The sequence below is a fragment of the Salinibacterium hongtaonis genome (assembly GCF_003065485.1).
Taxonomy (GTDB): Bacteria; Actinomycetota; Actinomycetes; order Actinomycetales; family Microbacteriaceae; genus Homoserinimonas; species Homoserinimonas hongtaonis.
Genome location: NZ_CP026951.1, coordinates 968,107 through 988,538, shown reverse-complemented (window position 1 = coordinate 988,538; position 20,432 = coordinate 968,107). Strand labels below are relative to the sequence as shown.

13 protein-coding genes and 3 rRNA genes are annotated in these 20,432 nt (G+C 61.1%); 2 read left to right on the top strand and 14 right to left on the bottom strand.

Annotation, left to right across the window (positions count from 1 at the left end):
- Positions 1–49 precede the first annotated feature (49 nt).
- From recN to tyrS, 11 genes are all read right to left on the bottom strand, one after another.
- Positions 50–1,753 carry a DNA repair protein RecN gene (gene recN, locus C2138_RS04790; RefSeq protein ID WP_108515950.1) on the bottom strand — a complete coding sequence of 568 codons (1,704 nt, stop codon included), beginning with the start codon at positions 1,751–1,753 and terminating at the stop codon, positions 50–52.
- Positions 1,750–2,751 (bottom strand): NAD kinase, encoded by a 1,002-nt coding sequence (locus tag C2138_RS04785; protein ID WP_422395406.1) that lies wholly within the window; start codon positions 2,749–2,751, stop codon positions 1,750–1,752. The genes recN and C2138_RS04785 overlap by 4 nt, the downstream gene beginning before the upstream one ends.
- A gap of 49 nt (positions 2,752–2,800) precedes the next feature.
- Positions 2,801–3,613 carry a TlyA family RNA methyltransferase gene (locus tag C2138_RS04780; protein WP_108515948.1) on the bottom strand — a complete coding sequence of 271 codons (813 nt, stop codon included), beginning with the start codon at positions 3,611–3,613 and terminating at the stop codon, positions 2,801–2,803.
- Positions 3,610–3,792, bottom strand: coding sequence for a hypothetical protein (locus tag C2138_RS04775; RefSeq protein ID WP_108515946.1), 183 nt, complete (start codon positions 3,790–3,792; stop codon positions 3,610–3,612). Before C2138_RS04775 ends, C2138_RS04780 begins: the two co-directional genes overlap by 4 nt.
- A gap of 35 nt (positions 3,793–3,827) precedes the next feature.
- A complete protein-coding gene (locus C2138_RS04770; RefSeq protein WP_241961182.1) occupies positions 3,828–5,012 on the bottom strand; it encodes an HAD-IIA family hydrolase in 1,185 nt (394 codons plus the stop codon).
- Positions 4,894–5,961 (bottom strand): tetratricopeptide repeat protein, encoded by a 1,068-nt coding sequence (locus C2138_RS04765; protein WP_241961181.1) that lies wholly within the window; start codon positions 5,959–5,961, stop codon positions 4,894–4,896. Before C2138_RS04765 ends, C2138_RS04770 begins: the two co-directional genes overlap by 119 nt.
- A 162-nt stretch (positions 5,962–6,123) precedes the next feature.
- Positions 6,124–6,240 (bottom strand): 5S ribosomal RNA (gene rrf / locus C2138_RS04760).
- A 127-nt stretch (positions 6,241–6,367) separates the two neighbouring features.
- Positions 6,368–9,488, bottom strand: a 23S ribosomal RNA gene (locus tag C2138_RS04755).
- 466 nt (positions 9,489–9,954) lie between these two features.
- Positions 9,955–11,479: ribosomal RNA gene (locus C2138_RS04750) — 16S ribosomal RNA — on the bottom strand.
- Together the 16S, 23S and 5S rRNA genes form the textbook arrangement of a ribosomal RNA operon.
- A 691-nt stretch (positions 11,480–12,170) precedes the next feature.
- The gene (locus C2138_RS04740; RefSeq protein ID WP_108515942.1) at positions 12,171–13,760 is read right to left on the bottom strand and encodes a hypothetical protein; all 1,590 of its coding nucleotides are present in this window, start codon (positions 13,758–13,760) and stop codon (positions 12,171–12,173) included.
- Between the two features lie 49 nt (positions 13,761–13,809).
- The gene (tyrS, locus tag C2138_RS04735; protein ID WP_199220510.1) at positions 13,810–15,114 is read right to left on the bottom strand and encodes a tyrosine--tRNA ligase; all 1,305 of its coding nucleotides are present in this window, start codon (positions 15,112–15,114) and stop codon (positions 13,810–13,812) included.
- An 89-nt stretch (positions 15,115–15,203) separates the two neighbouring features.
- On the opposite strand from tyrS, the gene C2138_RS04730 reads away from it, so the two are divergent.
- Positions 15,204–15,848, top strand: a complete 645-nt coding sequence (locus C2138_RS04730; protein WP_241961180.1) for a SatD family protein — start codon at positions 15,204–15,206, stop codon at positions 15,846–15,848.
- Between the two features lie 18 nt (positions 15,849–15,866).
- Positions 15,867–16,427: a hypothetical protein gene (locus C2138_RS04725; RefSeq protein WP_233245632.1), complete on the top strand. Its 561-nt coding sequence runs from the start codon at positions 15,867–15,869 to the stop codon at positions 16,425–16,427.
- A gap of 28 nt (positions 16,428–16,455) precedes the next feature.
- Here the strand turns inward: C2138_RS04725 and C2138_RS04720 are convergent, their stop codons facing one another.
- The 3 genes from C2138_RS04720 to C2138_RS04710 all read right to left on the bottom strand — a co-directional run bounded on the left by C2138_RS04720 (position 16,456) and on the right by C2138_RS04710 (position 19,109).
- Positions 16,456–17,823, bottom strand: coding sequence for an FtsX-like permease family protein (locus tag C2138_RS04720; protein ID WP_108515938.1), 1,368 nt, complete (start codon positions 17,821–17,823; stop codon positions 16,456–16,458).
- Entirely contained in the window at positions 17,820–18,539 is a 720-nt protein-coding gene (locus C2138_RS04715) for an ABC transporter ATP-binding protein (RefSeq protein ID WP_108515937.1), read from the bottom strand. Before C2138_RS04715 ends, C2138_RS04720 begins: the two co-directional genes overlap by 4 nt.
- Positions 18,540–18,614: 75 nt before the next feature.
- The gene (locus C2138_RS04710) at positions 18,615–19,109 is read right to left on the bottom strand and encodes a DNA-3-methyladenine glycosylase (protein WP_338418817.1); all 495 of its coding nucleotides are present in this window, start codon (positions 19,107–19,109) and stop codon (positions 18,615–18,617) included.
- Positions 19,110–20,432 lie beyond the last annotated feature (1,323 nt).

The following is a 20,432-nucleotide window of genomic DNA, read 5'->3' as shown; positions in this document are numbered from 1 at the left end:
CGATTCCGTCAAAGTGCCGGGAGTCCACCGCGTCGCGATGATTCGTGGGTCAACCGGCGGCCGCGAGCTCCAGCAATTCCTTGGCATGTTCGAGACCGCTTTGGGAGTCGGGAAGGCCAGAAAGCAAGCGGGCCATCTCCGCCGCCCGGTCATTGCCCTCGAGCTGTCGAACACTGCTGGCCGTCACCGTGCCGTCGCTGTCCTTGACCACACTCAGGTGGTTCGTGGCGAAGGCGGCAACCTGGGCCAAATGGGTCACCACAATAACCTGCGACTTCTCTGCAAGACGCGCCAGCCGGCGCCCGATTTCGATGGCGGATGCACCACCCACGCCAGAATCGACCTCGTCGAACACGAACGTCGCAACGGGGTTGGTTGCCGCAAGCACAACCTCGATCGCCAACATCACGCGAGAGAGTTCGCCGCCAGAGGCTCCCTTGCCGAGAGGGCGCGGGTCTGACCCGGCATGTGGCCGAAGCATTATGGACACCTGGTCTCGCCCAGTGGTGCTGTATTCGGTTGCCTCGGTGACCTGCACGGTAAGCGCAGCATCCGGCATCGCCAGGGCGGCAAGTTCACGAGTCACCTCTGTGGCGAGGCGAGACGCCGCCTCTGCCCGCACCTCGCGAAGCCGGTCGGCGAGTGTCTCGATGGCGGCGGTGTCTTCTGCGAGCAAACGGGTGAGTTCGTCGATGCGGTCGCTGTCACCATCGAGTTCGAGAAGGCGGTCGCTCGCCTGCGAGAGAAACGCGAGCACGTCATCAATTGATGGTCCGTGTTTGCGCGTGAGTCCAGATAGCTCGGCCCGGCGTTCCTGCACACTCTCGAGCTCTGCTGCGCCGTCCGCGTCGAGGCCCGCGACGTAGCTGGCAATTTGAGAACCGAGGTCGGCGACGATGAACGATGCCTCGCCGATTGCGGCCGCGATGGGCGCAAGGGCGGGATCGTGGGAGGCGACGCGCTCAAGCTGGCGCCTGGCCATGTCGAGAAGTGGTGCTGCGGCCGGGGTGTCGTCGACGTCACCGGAAAGCAAGAGATGGGCACTGTCGGCGGCGATCCGCAGGTCTTCGAGATTGGCCAGCTTCTCGGCTCGTTCATCGAGCAGAACATCCTCGCCCGGCTCGGGGGCCACCGACTCGATCTCGTCGATCGCAATGCGGAGGTCTTCTGCCTCGCGAGCCCTACGGTCGCGTTCGGCGACGAGCACGTCACGCTCCGCCTGCGTTTCTTGCCAACGGTGGAAGACCTCGCGATACTCCCGGAGCAGGGATGCCAGGGGCGCGCCGGCGTAGTGGTCGAGCGCCTCCCGCTGGGCAGTGGATGAACGCAGCCGAAGCTGTTCGGATTGGCCGTGAACGACCACGAGATGCGAACCGATATCGCCGAGCACGCCAACGGGTGCAGAGCGCCCGCCCACAACGGCGCGGCTGCGGCCCTCCGAGGTTATGGTGCGGCCCAGAATGAGTTCCGCCTTGCCGGGGCCGGCGGGGTCGATGTCGCCGCCCGCGTCGATCACGCGCTCGGCCACAGGGCCATCTGCCTCGATGAGCCAGTGGCCCTCGACACTCGCGGAGTCACATCCCTGGCGCACTACGCCGCTATCGGCGCGCGCGCCGAGAAGCAATCCGAGCGCCGAAACCACCATGGTTTTACCCGCGCCTGTCTCTCCCGTGAGAGCGGTGAAGCCAGCGCCCAGCGGCATTCTGGCCTCGCCGATCACGCCGAGGTTGCGGATAACGATCTCCTCGATCACGAAGCGCTCTCCCGACCCTCATCAAACACCGCGCGCTGCACGGGGATCTCGCGGGTGGCGTCAAAAGGTGTGGGTCCGCGCCATCCCGCAACCGGAAGCTGAAACTTGTTGACGAGCCGATCCGTGAACGGCCCCTGGTGCAAGCGAGCGAGACGAACGGGAATGGTCGAGCGCCGCACGACAACGCGCGCGCCAGGAGGAAGATCCCAGGTGCGGCGCCCATCGCACCACAGCACGCCGGTGCCCTGGGTGCGATCGAGCACCTCGACGGCAAAAACGGAATCGGGGCCAACGACGAGGGGGCGCGCAAAAAGGGCGTGCGCGCTGAGCGGCACAAGAAGCATCGCGTCGAGCTCCGGCCACACGATGGGGCCGCCAGCAGAGAAGGAGTACGCGGTGGACCCGGTGGGAGTGGACATCACGACTCCGTCGCAGCCAAACGACGACAGCGGGCGCTTGTCGACCTCGATGACGACCTCGAGCATCCGCTCTCGGCTCGCTTTCTCAACGGTCGCTTCGTTCAGTGCCCACGTCTCGTACGCGATTTCGGTGCCCACTTTAACGCGCACATCGAGCGTCATCCGCTCCTCGACGAGGTAGTCACGAGAGAGCGCACGGCGCACCGTCTCGCGCAGCCCGTCGCGCTCGCTTTCCGCGAGAAACCCCACATGCCCGAGGTTCACTCCGAGAATGGGGGCGGAGCAGCCGCGCAGCAGCTCGGCGGCTCGCAGAATCGTGCCGTCCCCGCCAAGCACGATCGCGATCTCCAGGTCGTCGATCGCCACCTCTTCGCCGAGCCTCCGGATCGCCAGCAGCGCAGGGTCGTGCGCGAACAGGTCCTCACGCTCCTGCGCAGTAGCTACCGGGATCACGCCGTCCCTCAGTAGCTCGCGGCACACCTCGGCTGCCGCATCGAGAGACTCTTCGCGCCCCGTATGTGACACCACCAGAATGCTGCGCGTTCCCGACAGCGAGGAACCGTGGGCAGCAGCAGACACTCTGGCACTCCTTGCTTCGGGTGGATACGGAGGACGCGGACTCGGACCGCTAGGCACAGAGGTCAGAAACCCGCTCCAACCATTCTGTCGGATTGCTCCCCGAAGCGCTCATGTGCACCACATACTCGTGATTTCCCGTGGTTCCGAGAATGGGGGAAGGAATGATGCCCGCCGTGCCGAGGCCCACGTCCCACGCCGCCCACAGCACGCCACACACGGCATCGTTGCGCAGCCCAGCGTCTCGAACGATGCCTTCGCGAATGCCGGTGCGCCCCACCTCGAACTGCGGCTTGATGAGCAAAACAAAATCGGCGGCGGTGCCCACTGTCTCAACGAGCGCGGGAATCACCATCGTCAATGAGATAAACGATAGATCGCCAACAACCAGGTCGATTGAGCCGGTTTCTCCCGCGGCAGCCTGCAACGTTTCGGGAGTCATCGACCTCGCGTTGAAGCCCTCCACAACGACGACACGATCATCGGCGGCGACCGCGGCATCCAGCTGACCGTGACCTACGTCGAGTGCGATCACCCTTCGAGCGCCTCGCTCGAGCAGCACCTGAGTGAACCCGCCCGTCGATGCGCCGACATCCAGAGCATTTCTGCCGTCGACCGAGAGGCCAAAAGCGTCGAGGCCCGCGATTAGCTTGTGGGCGGCCCTGCTCACATAGTGGTCAGCTCCGGCCACGTCGATTCGGCTGCCGGGGCGCACTTTGAATGACGGCTTAAGAATTGTCGCGCCGTCCACAGACACCAGTCCGTCCGCAATCAAGCGGGCCGCGTGGGTTCGCGAGCGCGCCGCCCCCTGTGCAAGGGCAGCGTCGAGCCGTTGTGGGCCATCGTTCTCCGGTGCGTCAGTCACCGGTCTCGGGGCTCCGCGCCCTCGAGCATGGTCTGCAATTCGTCGTGCACGTGAGCGAACGCAGCGGCGCGAGATTCCAGCGGCTGGTCTTCGATCAGTCGCACGCGCGACAGCAGAGCGCCCTCGTCGCCACCGCTCTGGGCGGATGCGGAGTCAATGGACTTCTCGTGATCAGACACAGATCAATTGCACCACACAGCGGCCGGGGATGGGCTCATCGCCGCGAGTCATCCCGTGCAATGCCGAGCGCGTCCATCAATAGCCCGTCGACGTCGATGCCGTATATAGCGAGTCCGGATGCCCAGACCGCCGCGCAGGATGCGCGCACCAGGTCAACGTGGGCGCCAGGGGCAACAAGCTCCGCGCGGTGACCGTTCATCCGCACGGCGGAATCGCGCACCCGCACAACTCCGTCTGCCTCGAACTCTGTGGCCGGGTATGGCAGAGTCAACTCGCTGAGATCGGTGAGGATCAGTTCCGGGCGCATAGGCGCACTCGCAGCGAGGAGCTGCTTGGGTCCGTCGATTCCCGTCAGAACCAGCGCCGAACGCAGACCGGCGCGATTCGCGCCGAGAATATCGGTGTCGAGACGGTCGCCGATGAAGAGGGCGTCTGCGACACCAAATCTCTCCAGCGCGGCCTCAAAAATAGGAACCTCCGGCTTGCCTGCGACGATGGGAAGCCGACCGACAGCGGTGTGGACCGCCGAGACGAGGGTGCCGTTTCCGGGGGCGATCCCGCCAGCAACCGGGATCGTCCAGTCGTTATTGGTCGCTACCCAAGGCCGTTCGGAATACTCCCCCTGAAGCGCAAATGCCGCCTGCGCGAGGGATTCCCATCCCACCGTGGGGGCGAAGCCCTGCACGACGGCAGCGGTTTCCGGTGTGCCCGTGAACACAGCAATAAAGCCTGCGCGTTCGACCTCGACGATGAGACCCTCGCCGCCGACGACAAGGACTTCGCCTCCGGGCTCAACAAGATCCGCGAGCAGGCGAGCGGCCGCCTGCGACGACGTCACAACATCGGATTCGGCGGCCTCGAGGCCAAGCCGACGGAGGTGGTCAGCGACGGTAGCCGCCGACCGAGAAGCATTGTTGGTGATGTAACCGATTCGAAGCTCGGAGGCGTTGAGGGCATCTACTGCGCCAGCGATAGCGGCTTCGCCCTTATAAACGACGCCGTCAAGGTCCAGCAGTATGAGGTCGACGCCCGAAACTGGGGTCTCCCCCGCGGCGAGAGAGACCCGAACCGTAGAGGATGGCCCGGCAGAAACGCCGCTGCTATCGCTCGGTGTCGGACTCGCTGGTGTCGGACTCGCTGTCGTCTGATTCGTCGGCGTCTGCACGGTCGGTGACGTAGTCGTGCTCTTCGACATCTTCTTCAAAAACTTCAACGACATCCTCATCACTCTCGCCGCTACCGCCTTCGAGGGCGTCTGCGGCACGATCAGCTCGCTGGTACCAGGTCTCCGCCTCGTCGGCGCGGCCCAAATCTTCGAGCACAGCAGCGTAGGCGGAGAACAGCGCTGGGCTCCACGAGAATGCTCTCGTCGGGTCGAGCTGAGGAATCTCTAGCTCGACAAGCGCCGCGTCGAGCTGCTCAAGATCGAGCCGTGCACCCGACATCGCGATTGCGAGCTCAACCTGAACGTCTACCGGCAGAGTCGAACGGTCCACGGACCGCCCGAGCTCAAGGGCACGGTCGGGCCGACCGAGGCCTCGCTCGGAATCGACCATCATGGGCAACTGGTCATCGCGCCCAGAAATGCGGCGGTACGTGCGCAACTCGCGCAGCGCGAGAGCGTAGTCTTCAGTGGCGTAAGCGGTGATCGCAAGCGTCTCGCGCACAACCGCGATTCTGCCCGCACGGCGAGCAGCGGATGTTGCGTGGCGGTGGGCGAGCTGGGGATCAGAATCGATCAACCGAGCCGCCATGACAAGGTGGACGGCGACGCCGTCCGCATTCTCCTTGCTCAGAGTCTTGAGTTGAGCGCGCGCGACCCGATCGAGGTCGGCCGGCTTCACATCCTCCGGAATTTCGGGGTCGTCGTGACGAGTGCGCACCGACCGCGTGCCGTACGGGTCACGATCTTCGTAGCTGTCGTCACGGCGAGCATCACGGTCGCCACGAGCCGGCGTGCCTTCTCGGGTCCACAGCCGCGGCTCGTCGCGGCGGCCCTGGCCGCCTCGGGGTGCATGCTGAGTGGCACGGGGAGGCTTGTCAGAGCGGCCCGGCTTATCAGAACGGGGTCCGCCTTTGGCGGGTCCGGAATTCGCGCCGCCAGCGCGAGCCGGTCGGGATCCTTCTGGCTTGCGCGCGGGGCGTCCGTCGCGGTCTGAATCGCTCACAGCGGCTCTCCTGGCTCTTTTCGGTTCTCGTGGACGCGGTCCACACGCAGTTCTGCCCGCCCCAGTTTACTGGGGCGCAGTCGGCGCTTGCTGTGGACGTGTTCTGGCTGACCTCTTAAATGGAAATGGCCACCCCCTAAGGGGTGGCCATTTCATGAAGAAGTCCGGCGGTGTCCTACTCTCCCACAGGGTCCCCCCTGCAGTACCATCGGCGCAACGAGTCTTAGCTTCCGGGTTCGGAATGTAACCGGGCGTTTCCCTCGCGCTATGGCCGCCGAAACACTATTGATTTATGTATCAGTTCATAGCCACACATCCGTTATCCGTGAAGGACTTGGGGTGTGTGGGTTGATCCCCGACCGTAAATCGGGAACCACAAAGTGGACGCGTAGACATCTTTGAAAGTGTTATCAAGTTATCGGCTTATTAGTACAGGTCAGCTCCATGCGTCGTTAGTCCGCACTTCCACATCCTGCCTATCAACCCAGTAGTCTAGCTGGGAGCCTCTCCCCTAAAAGGGATGGAAATCTCATCTTGAAGCTGGCTTCCCGCTTAGATGCTTTCAGCGGTTATCCATTCCGAACGTAGCTAATCAGCGGTGCTCCTGGCGGAACAACTGACACACCAGAGGTTCGTCCATCCCGGTCCTCTCGTACTAGGGATAGATCTTCTCAAATTTCCTGCGCGCGCAGAGGATAGGGACCGAACTGTCTCACGACGTTCTAAACCCAGCTCGCGTACCGCTTTAATGGGCGAACAGCCCAACCCTTGGGACCTACTCCAGCCCCAGGATGCGACGAGCCGACATCGAGGTGCCAAACCATGCCGTCGATATGGACTCTTGGGCAAGATCAGCCTGTTATCCCCGAGGTACCTTTTATCCGTTGAGCGACAGCGCTTCCACAAGCCACTGCCGGATCACTAGTCCCGACTTTCGTCCCTGCTCGACTTGTCAGTCTCACAGTCAAGCTCCCTTGTGCACTTACACTCGACACCTGATTGCCAACCAGGTTGAGGGAACCTTTGGGCGCCTCCGTTACTTTTTAGGAGGCAACCGCCCCAGTTAAACTACCCACCAGGCACTGTCCGAGAACCGGATTACGGTTCGTCGTTAGATATCCAATATGACCAGAGTGGTATTTCAACAATGACTCCACCGACACTAGCGTGCCAGCTTCACAGTCTCCCACCTATCCTACACAAGCCACACCGAACACCAATACCAAGCTGTAGTAAAGGTCACGGGGTCTTTCCGTCCTTCTGCGCGTAACGAGCATCTTTACTCGTAGTGCAATTTCGCCGAGTTCGCGGTTGAGACAGCTGGGAAGTCGTTACGCCATTCGTGCAGGTCGGAACTTACCCGACAAGGAATTTCGCTACCTTAGGATGGTTATAGTTACCACCGCCGTTTACTGGGGCTTAAATTCTCAGCTTCGCCTTGCGGCTAACCGTTCCTCTTAACCTTCCAGCACCGGGCAGGCGTCAGTCCGTATACATCGTCTTGCGACTTGGCACGGACCTGTGTTTTTAGTAAACAGTCGCTTCCCACTGGTCTCTGCGGCCTTCAAACGCTTTCGGAGCTAGTCCTAATACGCCTCAGGCCCCCCTTCTCCCGAAGTTACGGGGGCATTTTGCCGAGTTCCTTAACCACGATTCTCTCGATCTCCTTAGTATTCTCTACCTGAACACCTGAGTCGGTTTGGGGTACGGGTGACTAAAACCTCGCGTCGATGCTTTTCTTGGCAGCATAGGATCACTGATTTCGCCCATTCGGGCTACCCATCGGGTCTCAACCTTAATGAGAGACGGATTTGCCTATCTCTCGGCCTACATCCTTAGACCGGGACAACCATCGCCCGGCTCAGCTACCTTCCTGCGTCACACCTGTTAATACGCTAACCGCACCAGAACGGGGTCGAGCGTTAGACCGGTCCGCCGCACCCCGAAGGGATTGGTCAGTCCGGGTTAGGACTCTTAGCACTACTGGATTAGTTTGGGCGGTTTTTCGTCAGTACGGGAATATCAACCCGTTGTCCATCGACTACGCCTGTCGGCCTCGCCTTAGGTCCCGACTTACCCAGGGCGGATTAACCTGGCCCTGGAACCCTTGTTCTTTCGGAGGACGGGTTTCTCACCCGTCTTTCGCTACTCATGCCTGCATTCTCACTCGTGTAGGCTCCACGGCTGGTTTACACCGCCGCTTCACTGCCCACACGACGCTCTCCTACCACTCCGTACGGCTGAACCACGAAGGCTTACCTAAAATACGAAATCTACAACTTCGGTGGTGTGCTTGAGCCCCGTTACATTGTCGGCGCGGAATCACTTGACCAGTGAGCTATTACGCACTCTTTCAAGGGTGGCTGCTTCTAAGCCAACCTCCTGGTTGTCTCTGCAACTCCACATCCTTTTCCACTTAGCACACGCTTGGGGACCTTAGTTGGTAGTCTGGGTTGTTTCCCTCTCGACGATGAAGCTTATCCCCCACCGTCTCACTGCTGCGCTCTCACTTACCGGCATTCGGAGTTTGGCTGACGTCAGTAACCTTTTAGGGCCCATCGGCCATCCAGTAGCTCTACCTCCGGCAAGAAACACGCAACGCTGCACCTAAATGCATTTCGGAGAGAACCAGCTATCACGAAGTTTGATTGGCCTTTCACCCCTATCCACAGCTCATCCCCTCCATTTTCAACTGAAGTGGGTTCGGTCCTCCACGCGCTCTTACACGCGCTTCAACCTGGCCATGGATAGATCACTTCGCTTCGGGTCTAGGACATGCGACTGAATTGCCCTATTCAGACTCGCTTTCGCTACGGCTTCCCCACTCGGGTTAACCTCGCCACATATCGCTAACTCGCAGGCTCATTCTTCAAAAGGCACGCTGTCACCCCTGCTATGGAGGCTCCAACGGTTTGTATGCAAACGGTTTCAGGTACTATTTCACTCCCCTCCCGGGGTACTTTTCACCTTTCCCTCACGGTACTTGTCCGCTATCGGTCTTCTGGGAGTATTTAGGCTTATCAGGTGGTCCTGACAGATTCACACGGGATTTCTCGGGCCCCGTGATACTTGGGATACATCTCGCGCCATTAGAACATTTCGACTACGGGGTTGGCACCCTCTATGACTGGCCTTTCAAGACCATTCGTCTATATTCCTCTGTAACGCTTGCAGTACGGCAGTAACTGCTGAAACGTCCCGCAACCCCGACCATGCAACGCCTGCCGGCTATCACACATGATCGGTTTGGCCTCTTCCGATTTCGCTCGCCACTACTCACGGAATCACTGTTGTTTTCTCTTCCTGTGGGTACTGAGATGTTTCACTTCCCCACGTTCCCTCTACCCGCCCTATATATTCAGGCGGGAGTCACCAGGTCGCATTGCTGCGCCTGGCGGGGTTTCCCCATTCGGAAATCCTCGGATCAAAGCTCTATTATCAGCTCCCCGAGGCTTATCGCAGATTTATACGTCCTTCTTCGGCTCCAGAAGCCAAGGCATTCACCGTTTGCACTTAGAAACTTGATTGACAAAATCACACAAAGATCAGCGTCAACACCGACTCGAAAGCCGGCGTCTTACTCGATCTAAATTGAAGACATCACGCGCTCCAACAACCATCCAGGGCAAGCCCTGTCGGCTGAATTTGCGCGAGTGTCTAAGATGCTCGCGTCCACTGTGTAGTTCTCAAAATACGGGCGGTACCCCCTCATCAACACCAAACAACGGTGTCTCCGACAGAGGTCCAGAGGAGTTCGGTCGACACCCAAAGGCGCCGGCCCGGTCCCTCAGGACCCAACAGCGTGCAAAGACCAGAACCCTCCCCCAAACCCTTTTCCTTCCGAACAAGTTCGGCGTACTAAAGATTCAGGATCATCATCCTGGCCACAATGTCAATGTTCCACCCATGAGCGCCACCGGAGAACATATGTCTCCGAAATGGCTACGAGGTGTTCTAGCCCTGTATACAGAGGCATCCTCGAGTGCTCCTTAGAAAGGAGGTGATCCAGCCGCACCTTCCGGTACGGCTACCTTGTTACGACTTAGTCCTAATTACCAATCCCACCTTCGACAGCTCCCTCCTTGCGGTTGGGCCACTGGCTTCGGGTGTTACCGACTTTCATGACTTGACGGGCGGTGTGTACAAGGCCCGGGAACGTATTCACCGCAGCGTTGCTGATCTGCGATTACTAGCGACTCCGACTTCATGAGGTCGAGTTGCAGACCTCAATCCGAACTGAGACCGGCTTTTTGGGATTCGCTCCACCTTACGGTATTGCAGCCCTTTGTACCGGCCATTGTAGCATGCGTGAAGCCCAAGACATAAGGGGCATGATGATTTGACGTCATCCCCACCTTCCTCCGAGTTGACCCCGGCAGTCTCCTTTGAGTTCCCACCATTACGTGCTGGCAACAAAGAACGAGGGTTGCGCTCGTTGCGGGACTTAACCCAACATCTCACGACACGAGCTGACGACAACCATGCACCACCTGTTTACGAGTGTCCAAAGAGTTGACCATTTCTGGCCCGTTCTCGTATATGTCAAGCCTTGGTAAGGTTCTTCGCGTTGCATCGAATTAATCCGCATGCTCCGCCGCTTGTGCGGGCCCCCGTCAATTCCTTTGAGTTTTAGCCTTGCGGCCGTACTCCCCAGGCGGGGAACTTAATGCGTTAGCTGCGACACAGAAACCGTGGAATGGTCCCTACATCTAGTTCCCAACGTTTACGGCATGGACTACCAGGGTATCTAATCCTGTTCGCTCCCCATGCTTTCGCTCCTCAGCGTCAGTTACGGCCCAGAGATCTGCCTTCGCCATCGGTGTTCCTCCTGATATCTGCGCATTCCACCGCTACACCAGGAATTCCAATCTCCCCTACCGCACTCTAGTCTGCCCGTACCCACTGCAGGCTGGAGGTTGAGCCTCCAGATTTCACAGCAGACGCGACAAACCGCCTACGAGCTCTTTACGCCCAATAATTCCGGATAACGCTTGCACCCTACGTATTACCGCGGCTGCTGGCACGTAGTTAGCCGGTGCTTTTTCTGCAGGTACCGTCACTTTCGCTTCTTCCCTACTAAAAGAGGTTTACAACCCGAAGGCCGTCGTCCCTCACGCGGCGTTGCTGCATCAGGCTTTCGCCCATTGTGCAATATTCCCCACTGCTGCCTCCCGTAGGAGTCTGGGCCGTGTCTCAGTCCCAGTGTGGCCGGTCACCCTCTCAGGCCGGCTACCCGTCGTCGCCTTGGTGAGCCATTACCTCACCAACTAGCTGATAGGCCGCGAGTCCATCCCAGACCGAAATTCTTTCCAACCCCTCACCATGCGGTGGAGGTTCGTATCCGGTATTAGACGCCGTTTCCAGCGCTTATCCCAGAGTCTGGGGCAGGTTACTCACGTGTTACTCACCCGTTCGCCACTAATCCCACCAGAGCAAGCTCCGGTGTTCATCGTTCGACTTGCATGTGTTAAGCACGCCGCCAGCGTTCATCCTGAGCCAGGATCAAACTCTCCGTAAATGTTTGATTGCACAGCAGGTAAACCCGCCGGCACATCTAGTGTGAACGACCACCGGAAATAGGCGGACCGAACACAAGTTTGAAACTGACAAGAACAAATCATTACTGACTTGCTTGTTTTGTTTAATGTTTTTCCAAAGGAATCTCCTGCAACATCCCCGCTAGAAACGGTTCAATTGCACGAGGTTTTTGGCATTTGACATTGTGCACGCTGTTGAGTTCTCAAGGATCGGACGCTCCCGGTGCTCCACCTCACGGTGTTACTGCCGGGGCACTTCTCGTCCCACTTCATCCACCAGTCCCAAACACCCAGACACTCAAAAAGCGCCCAGTCTCAAGACCAGATCAACCGAAAACTCGGTTCGAAGCAGGTTTTATATCCTACGTCCCCACGGCCCGACTTTGCAAATCGGACATCTTCACGAAGAAGAACTCGGGGAGCGGCTGTTTAGAGCCAGGATTTGGTCCCACGTGAGGCCGAGAAGCTCTTCCGCTTCCCGCACCTTTGGGGTGACAAGAAAGAACTTTACGGGGATCTGGAACACCCGGCAAATCACCCCCACATCCCGGGCGTGTCGCGACACAACCTCGACAAAACACCCCCACCCCACCAACCACAAAAGACCCGCCTCCCCAACAAACACGGGAAAAACGGGCCTTCTCTGTGGTTCTAAGGAGGACTCAGAAACGACTAGTTGCAGTAGTCCGCCACGAACGTGCCGACGGTGGAGATGTCGTCCTGCGATGTGAGGTCGAGCACATTGCCTGCACGGTTGACGTTGGGGAGGCTGCTGGCGACAGAAACGATGCCATCAACGCGAGCGCTGACAGAGGTGACCTGTTCCGTGATCGCAGCGGGGGCGACCGCAACAAGCTGCTGCCACAGCGCACCATATGCGTCGGCTTCGGCGAAGTACGCATCCTCATCGCCGGAGTACGCCGGCCAACCGAACTCAGAATCCCCCGATGCGAAGACCTGAGGGGTCGCCGCGAGAGTCGCGCAGAACTCGGCGGCCTCGGCGACAATCGCATCGTGGCTTGCTGCGGCGGCCGCTGCATCCTGATCAGCCGCGGCCTGCCGCTGAGCGTTGACCCACAGAAGCCCTGCACCGATAGCGAAGACAACGGTCATGACAACCGACACCGCAACAGCGGCCCGGGCCAGGTTGCTCGCCCATCCCCTGAGTTCGCGCCCTCGACGAAGGGCATACAGCGCGAGTGCAAAACCTGCGGGGGGAACGACAACGGCGGCGGCAAGAGCGGCGCGATCGAGAATCACCTGGTCGCGGGAAAGATCGGGCACCGTCGGGCTGAGTACACCCAGAACGGGATGAGCACCCGTAGCGGGAGAAAGGCTCTCACCTTCCCCACCGGGGAAAGGAACAGCGGGTGCGGGGTAGCTCGAGGCGAAGGCCGGAGCTGCAGCGGATGCGCTCAACGACGACATCTGCGACACGGGTGGGTCAAACGTGAGCGGCAGCTCGCCCGTTGCCGAGCGGAAGCGCTGATCCGACTGTTCGCCTCGAATCGTGGGCGGCTCCGCGAATGATGTCGGTGCGAACGAATGAGTCACAGCAGACTGCGCCGAAATCGGTTCTGCGAGGAACGGAGCGGAACCAAAGGGCGCGGCGGCAACTCCCCCGTCGTTATTGCCGGGGCTGTGGTGCCCAACTTCGTCGCGACTAAAAGGGTCGCCACCGAACGGCGCCGCCGGGCTCACGGCTGGCGGGGTGAAGCTGCGAGTAGCAAACGAGTCGAAGTGCGACGGCCCGCTCTGCGATGAACCTGATTCTTCGGGCTCGTCGCTGATGTCAATGCCGAGTTGCTCGAAAGCCGAGCTGCCGACCGATGAGGACTCATGCGCGGTCGCAGCATCCGGCGCCCGCCGCATACGCGCGGCGTCGGCCATCGTTTCGGCCGCGGCCGCCGGGGTGGGCGCGAACGCGGGCGTCGCGCTCAGATAGCTCGAGATCGGCACGGACGGAACTGCGGGCGGTGCCGGTGGGAACCGCGCGGCCGTGGGCTGCGCGAGCGGCGCAGCGCTAACCGGCGGGGCCTGGCGATCGTCGTGAGACGGAGACTCCGGCGGAGTCTGAGACTCCGACTGAGACTGAAACTCGGGCTGAAGTTCGGGCTCGGGCGCAGCGCGACGACCCAGAACCGGACGACGGGCTTCGTTTCGTGCCGCCTCGCGGAGGCTCTTTCGGTCTCGACGGAGTTCGCCGCCCTGCGCCGTGGGCGACGAAGGCGTCTGCCCCTGGCTTGATGACTGGTCGTTCACGCTTTCCCCTCGATTGATGCGGCTCCATAGTAAGCGAGCGCACCTCTGACTACCCTGCGATAACGCCCGCGAGGGTCTTCTTGCCCCGACGCAGTACCGCGAACTTGCCGAACAGCAGGGCGCTTCCCAGCACCGCGTCGACATCGGCGACCTTGGCGTTATTGAGGTAAACGCCCCCCTGCTCGATGGCTCGGCGCGACTCCCCCAGGCTCTTGGTGAGACCCGTTGCCACTAAGAGCTGCGCAACGGTGGACTGCTGATCCGCCTGCGTTTGCGCAAGCTCTCCGATTGCAGCCACAAGGGTCGGCTCGTCGAGTGCGGTCAGATCGCCCTGACCGAAAAGTGCCTCTGCCGCAGCGATCGCCGACTCGGTGGCAGCCACCCCGTGAACGAGGGAAGTCACTTCGAACGCCAGCGTGCGCTGCGCCTCACGACGGAACGGCTCGTCGGCGACTGCCCGCTCAAGCCGCTCGATCTCGTCACGCGACAGGAAAGTGAAGACCTTGAGTCGAGCGATAACATCCGCATCGTCGGTGTTGACCCAGAACTGGTACATCGCGTACGGGCTCGTGAGAGCAGGGTCGAGCCAGACGGCATTGCCCTCGCTCTTGCCGAACTTGGTGCCGTCGGAATTGGTGATGAGAGGGGTGCCGATCGCATGAACGCTCGCCCCTTCAGCCTTGTGGATGAGATCTGACCCACTCGTGAGGTTGCCCCACTGATCTGACCCGCCCGTCTGAAGCACGCATCCGTATGACCGGTAGAGCTCGAGAAAGTCCATGCCCTGAAGGACCTGGTAGCTGAACTCGGTGTAGCTGATGCCCGCGTCGGAATTGAGTCGGGCGCTAACGGCATCCTTCTTGAGCATGGAGCCGACACGGAAGTACTTGCCAACCTCGCGCAGAAAATCGATTGCGGAGAGCGGCGCCGTCCAGTCGAGGTTATTGACGAGTCGCGCGGCATTGTCTCCCTCGAACGAAAGAAAGCGGGAGACCTGACCCTGCAGGTAGCCCACCCACTCGTTCACGGTGTCGGGAGTGTTGAGCGTGCGCTCGGCCGTCGGCTTGGGGTCGCCGATGAGACCGGTCGAACCACCAACGAGTGCAAGTGGCTTGTGACCGGCGAGCTGGAGGCGGCGCAGAAGAAGAAGCTGGACAAGATTGCCCAGGTGAAGACTCGGTGCCGTCGGGTCAAATCCGCAGTAATACGTGATGGGCGGGCCGGCCAGAAGCTCTCGGAGCTGCGCCTCATCGGTGGATACGTGAATAAGACCTCGCCACTGGAGTTCATCCCATACGGTGGGGAAGGCGGGGTCATTGCTCTGGTGCGCGAGAATCGCGGGGGTTACTGACACAGAATCCACCGTATCAGCGCGGGTCGCCCCTCTCGACTCATCAGGCGCAGAGACTTGATTTCTGTATATTAGGCCAGTAGCCTTTATTCATGGAGATCAAGGATGAGGGCCTGATGTTTGTCATCTCGGCGGATCAGCGAGGGAGCCGGGCACGCGAAGACCTTGTCGGGCCAGCGCGGGAAGCGATAAACGATCAATTCGGAGACTCTCTCGCCCTGCCTGCTGACCGCAACGCCGGTGATGAGATTCAACTTCTGACCGATAGCGCGGCCACAGTGCTGGACATCACGATCATGCTCGCAAGGACCGGCAACTGGAGCATCGGAATAGGGGTTGGCACCGTGCGCACTCCCCTGCCGGGCGCTGTTGGGGAGGCGACCGGCGACGCATTTATTGCAGCCAGAGACGCCGTGACGGCGGCAAAACGGCGGCAAACCCGAGTTGCCGTGCGGGGAGGCAACCTCACCGATGCAGCCTGGCCGACCGCCGAAGACGCACAATCCCTGCTCGATCCCCTGCTCGAACTGCTACGGCGACGGAGCGGGCAGGGCTGGGAACTCCACGACGTCCTGACTAGCGCACCCACTCAGGCCGACGCGGCTCAGGTCCTCGGCATTACTGCCGCCGCCGTCAGCGACCGAGCCAAAGTCGCCGCGCTCAAAATTGAACGGGATGCGAGGAAAGCGCTTGTTAGGCTCCTCGAGAACCTCGCAACGACCGCGACAACGCCCTAGCGGGCATCCGGAGGCACCGTGCTGATCTTCTCCGCTCTGATCTACTGGGTTTTGCTGCTGATGTTCGTGGTGGCCTCGCTCGCAACGGCCCTCATTAGCTGGTTCAGGCCCTCGAAATATCTCACCCTTGCTTCGGCCATCACGCTCGTCGCGGCCGTGATCGTGGCCATCATGCCGACCCCGGGAGCTTCGGTCGTGCTCTCGATCATCACCGGAACTCTCTGCCTCGCCCTGGCCGTGATCGGAGGGGGTCCTGCGGCCAGCGTCGTGCTGCAACTCGCAACTCGGGGCAGCAGCACCTTCGGCGTGCACGGCGGGATTCTTCTCGACGGTGGTCGCCGCGAAGTACTGCGCGGGGGCCTCACCATCGGACTCCTTGAGCGCGCAGCGATTGCCGGAACGCTCATTGCAGGGTTTCCCGAAGGCCTGGCCGTGGTTGTCGCCATCAAGGGCGTCGGCCGCTTTACAGAGCTGAGCGATGCAGAAGCTCAGGAGCGGTTCATCATCGGAACATTCGCGAGCGTTCTGTGGGCCTGCATCGCAGCATCCATATCGCTGCTCGTTCGCGGTGGCCTCTAGGCTTTCGCCGAGAGACCACCGCCCCGAACTATGCTCGCTCGGGCCTCGCCAGAACCCGGGACAGGATCGGCCGAGTCACCCGCGTTGCCAACGCAACGAGAACGAAGCCCAGCACGAACGCCCCTGCGATCACCAGCAGCGATGTCGGCGCAAGGATGAGAGTGATTCCCGCGAGTGGGAAGATCATGATCGCCCCGACTACTCCCGAGCCCAGCGAGACCCACCGAAGCGGCGCCATGATCGCCCGCGCCCTTGCCTTCTCCATCACGGGTCGCGGCATTCCGACCCGATCAAGGTTGACGTAGAGATCCCGCCGATCGAGGATCGCGGATGCCTGGTTGACGCCCACAGAACAGGCCACCATAAGGAACGACCCCACGAGCGTGATCAGGATGCCCGTGCGAACATCGGCGAGCATGTAGCCGTCCTCGACACCCTCAGCACCCAGTGCATTGAGGTACGACACGCCTGTGCCGCCGACGACCGCAACGAAACTTGCCATCGCGACCCCGCTGACCTGCCGCCACGCAGCCTGTGGGGACTCCATGATGGTGCGGGACGAGATCAGCGTGTGAGCAACCTTTGCCCGCTTGACCTGGATAGAGGCGACGAGCCCGATCACCCACGGCCCGATCAAATTGAGAACGGCGACACCGACCGCGAACGCGATCCCCAGCGCGACAGCAACCGCCGCGATGCTGGGAAGCACGCCCAGGCTGGAAAGGATGCCCGTCGAAATCGCAATGACGACAACACCGATGACCCCTCGAACCCAGCTCAGCCGTGGGGCGCTCTGCTTGATTCGAACACCGAGTGGCGAGATCACGACGCGACGCAGGCCCACGATCGAACTCACTGCGGCGAGCGCGATAACCCCCGCAACCACGGCAAGTACGACCACCGGCGACACGAGGAGCGCACCGGCACCGATGGGCTCCCCCTTGAACGTGATCAGCCCCACCAGCGGAGTCACCACGAGATAGAGCACGATTCCGGCGAACGCCCCCGCAGCGGCAACGACAACCGATTCCAGCACCGTAATGCGGGCGACCTGCGACGGCGTGGCACCGAGGAGTCGCAGAGTGGCGAGGCGGTCGTCGCGCCGACGAGCAGAGAGTCGCGCTGCGGCACCGCTCAACCCAGCGAGCGGAATGACCAAAAGCGCAAGGGCCAAGACGCTCAGGACGCGATACAACTCCGAGTAATCGGACTCCGGCCACTGCCAGAACATAATCGTGCCGCCGGTGACAATAAGGAGCAGCGCGGTCGTGATCGCAAAGGTCACCGCGGGCAGCGCGAGCGTTGCCGCACTATCCGCGCTCGGCCGCGCAAACATCCACGCCAGACGGGATATCGAGGGGTGACCCCGTGCTGGGCGGGCTACGACCGCGGTCATGCCGACACCTCGGAGGTGGCACCGACGACGTCGAGACGACCGTCACGGAGCCGGACGGTGCGCGAGCATCGGGCGGCCACCTGCTCGTCGTGCGTCACGACGACGAGCGCGCGGCTGCCATCCGCGGTGACCTCAAGGAGCGCCGACATGACCTCGGTCGAGGTCACAGAGTCGAGGGCACCCGTCGGTTCATCCGCGAAGATCACCCCTGCGCCCGTCACCTGGGCACGTGCGATTGCCACGCGCTGTGCCTGCCCACCCGAGAGCTCGCCGATGCGGCGCTTCTCAAGACCGGCTAGGCCAAGCTTTGCGAGCCACACGGAGGCATCGGCCTCTGCACTCCTGCGGGCGTGGCCAGCGAGAAGCAATGGGAGCGCGACGTTCTCGACAACGGTCAGTTCTGGGATCAAAAAGCCCTGCTGAAAAACGAAGCCGAACTCCTCGCGACGCAGGCGGGAGCGCTCAGATTCACCGAGGCCAGCAAGGCGCAGCGGGGCTGGCCCTGTCGACACCGTGATGTCACCTCCGCTCGGAGGCAGGATGCCCGCGAGAGCGTGAAGCAGCGTCGTCTTTCCCGAACCAGACGGCCCCATGATGGCCACGGACTCCCCCGCGCTGATGGACAGGCTCACCCCCGCGAGGGCCGTGTGATCGGCATAGGAGACAACGAGGTTCTGGGCGGCAAGCACGACGCGGCCCTGCGGGAAATGGTTCATGCCTCTAGCCTCGCCGTGAGCATCCATTCGCACATCAGCCCACGGATGCAACCCCGGGTCATCCTCGGGATGTATCTATTGCCGCTTTCGGGGCATGTGCGCCCGGTACGGCGACACCGTCGGGTCGCCGTCGATCCAGAAGCGCCACGGAAAGTCACCGCCACCGCCCGGCCCGGATACGCCGGTTCGCACGCTCGACCGCACCGCCTGAGGCTGCACCCCGCCAAGAGTGCTCAGGTCGAGCCGAACGCGGGACGTTGCAAGGTCAGCACCCCCGTCGGCGAGCGTCAGACCCAGCGCCACGCAGAGGCGTGCCGGACCCATCGCTAGCTGGGCATCGTTGCGAGCGGACTGCCTACGAGCCCGAGCGAGATCGATGCCCTCGACGATCTCCCCGGCCCTCAAGAGGCAAGCAGACGCATCCCCCGGGACGGAACAAACGATATTGGCGCACGTGTGCATGCCCATGAGCGGGTATACACACCCTTCGAAGTTGCTCAGGTCCAGGTTCGCGTACGACAGCGAGCGTAGACGGGCGAAAGGCAGCTCGTCAGCTTCTCGAAGGAACACACGGTGACCGCGCTTACGTCGGCATTGACGAGCCGACCATGCTCCACTTCGGGAGCGAGGAGTGAAACTCTTCGATGTTCCTAGTTTCCTGCAGTTGCTGGCACGCCATCTTCGATGAGATACCCCGGATGGGGATCGAGGCACTCGTTCATGCTCTCACCTACAAGCCCGGTCAGCGCGGCTTAAGTAAAAAGCGACGGCGCAGAAGCACCCGCTCCTAGGACAACGAGTGTCTTGCCGTTCGCAGCGCTAGCCGTGGACAATTCGTTCCGATCCCTCGCAAGGAAATGCGGGCGCCGCGAAACACAGCAGTCACGTCGCGCCTGTTGGCCTTCGCGCGCCCCTGGAGCTCCGGCGGATGCGCATTGCATTAGCGCGTCGCGGTCGAGCTAGAGGCGAAGAATCTGAGACTCATGGGGCCCGCCACATTTTCCGCCATCCACCTGTGTCCAGACGAGATCAAATGTCTCGCCGCCGACTTGCACGCCCTCAGCATTGAAAACTTCAATAGTCACTGTCTCAGGCAGGGTGGTAGTGCTGATCTCCCATGCCGCGGCAAACGTGTACGTGCAGCGAGTCATGTTTCGCCGTCGCTCACCCTTTTCATTGTGGCTCTATCACATAGAGGCCATCGGCGCATATATGTTTAGGAGCACGGCGACGCATGAACATATTTGACAAATATGACATGGTAGAAGTATGAGACACGAAAGTTCGGATGCGCTCTCCGATGCACTGCTGCAATTGCGTGCGGCCGGGCTGCAGATCCTGGCCGGAGGTTTATCTGATTGGACCGTCCGGCTTCCTGATGGGCGGCAAATACACCTAGAGGTTAAGGCTACTCAGCGGGCACCTTCACTGAGCACGATAAAAGCGTTCCAAACTCCACCGGGTGCGCGGCTACTGTTCGTCGTCGCATCGGCGTCCACCGCCCTCAAGGAGGAAGCCCTACGCGGAACCGTCGACCTGGTTGAGTTGGATGCGGAATTGGTGGTGATTGAAGGACGGGTTCTTCGAGGAGATTACGACGTCCAACCTCAGCCGTCACGATCTCGACCGGCGTGGATTCGGTGGGCTGTCATGCGGACTCTGTGCCTACTCGACCACCCAGCCGATCAAGAAGAGTTGGCGCTGCACTCAGGGACTGTGCAAGCAACTATTTCTCAGACCCTTCGACTCATACGTGGCGTAGAGCGAGTGCGCGGTGGGTGGGCTGCAAACAACAGGAACGCCGTTTTCAAGGATTGGTTAGAGGAGTATCCCGGAGCCAAAGGGGTGAACACATATTGGTACGGACTGGAGGCCCCACTGAAGCAGGCGACT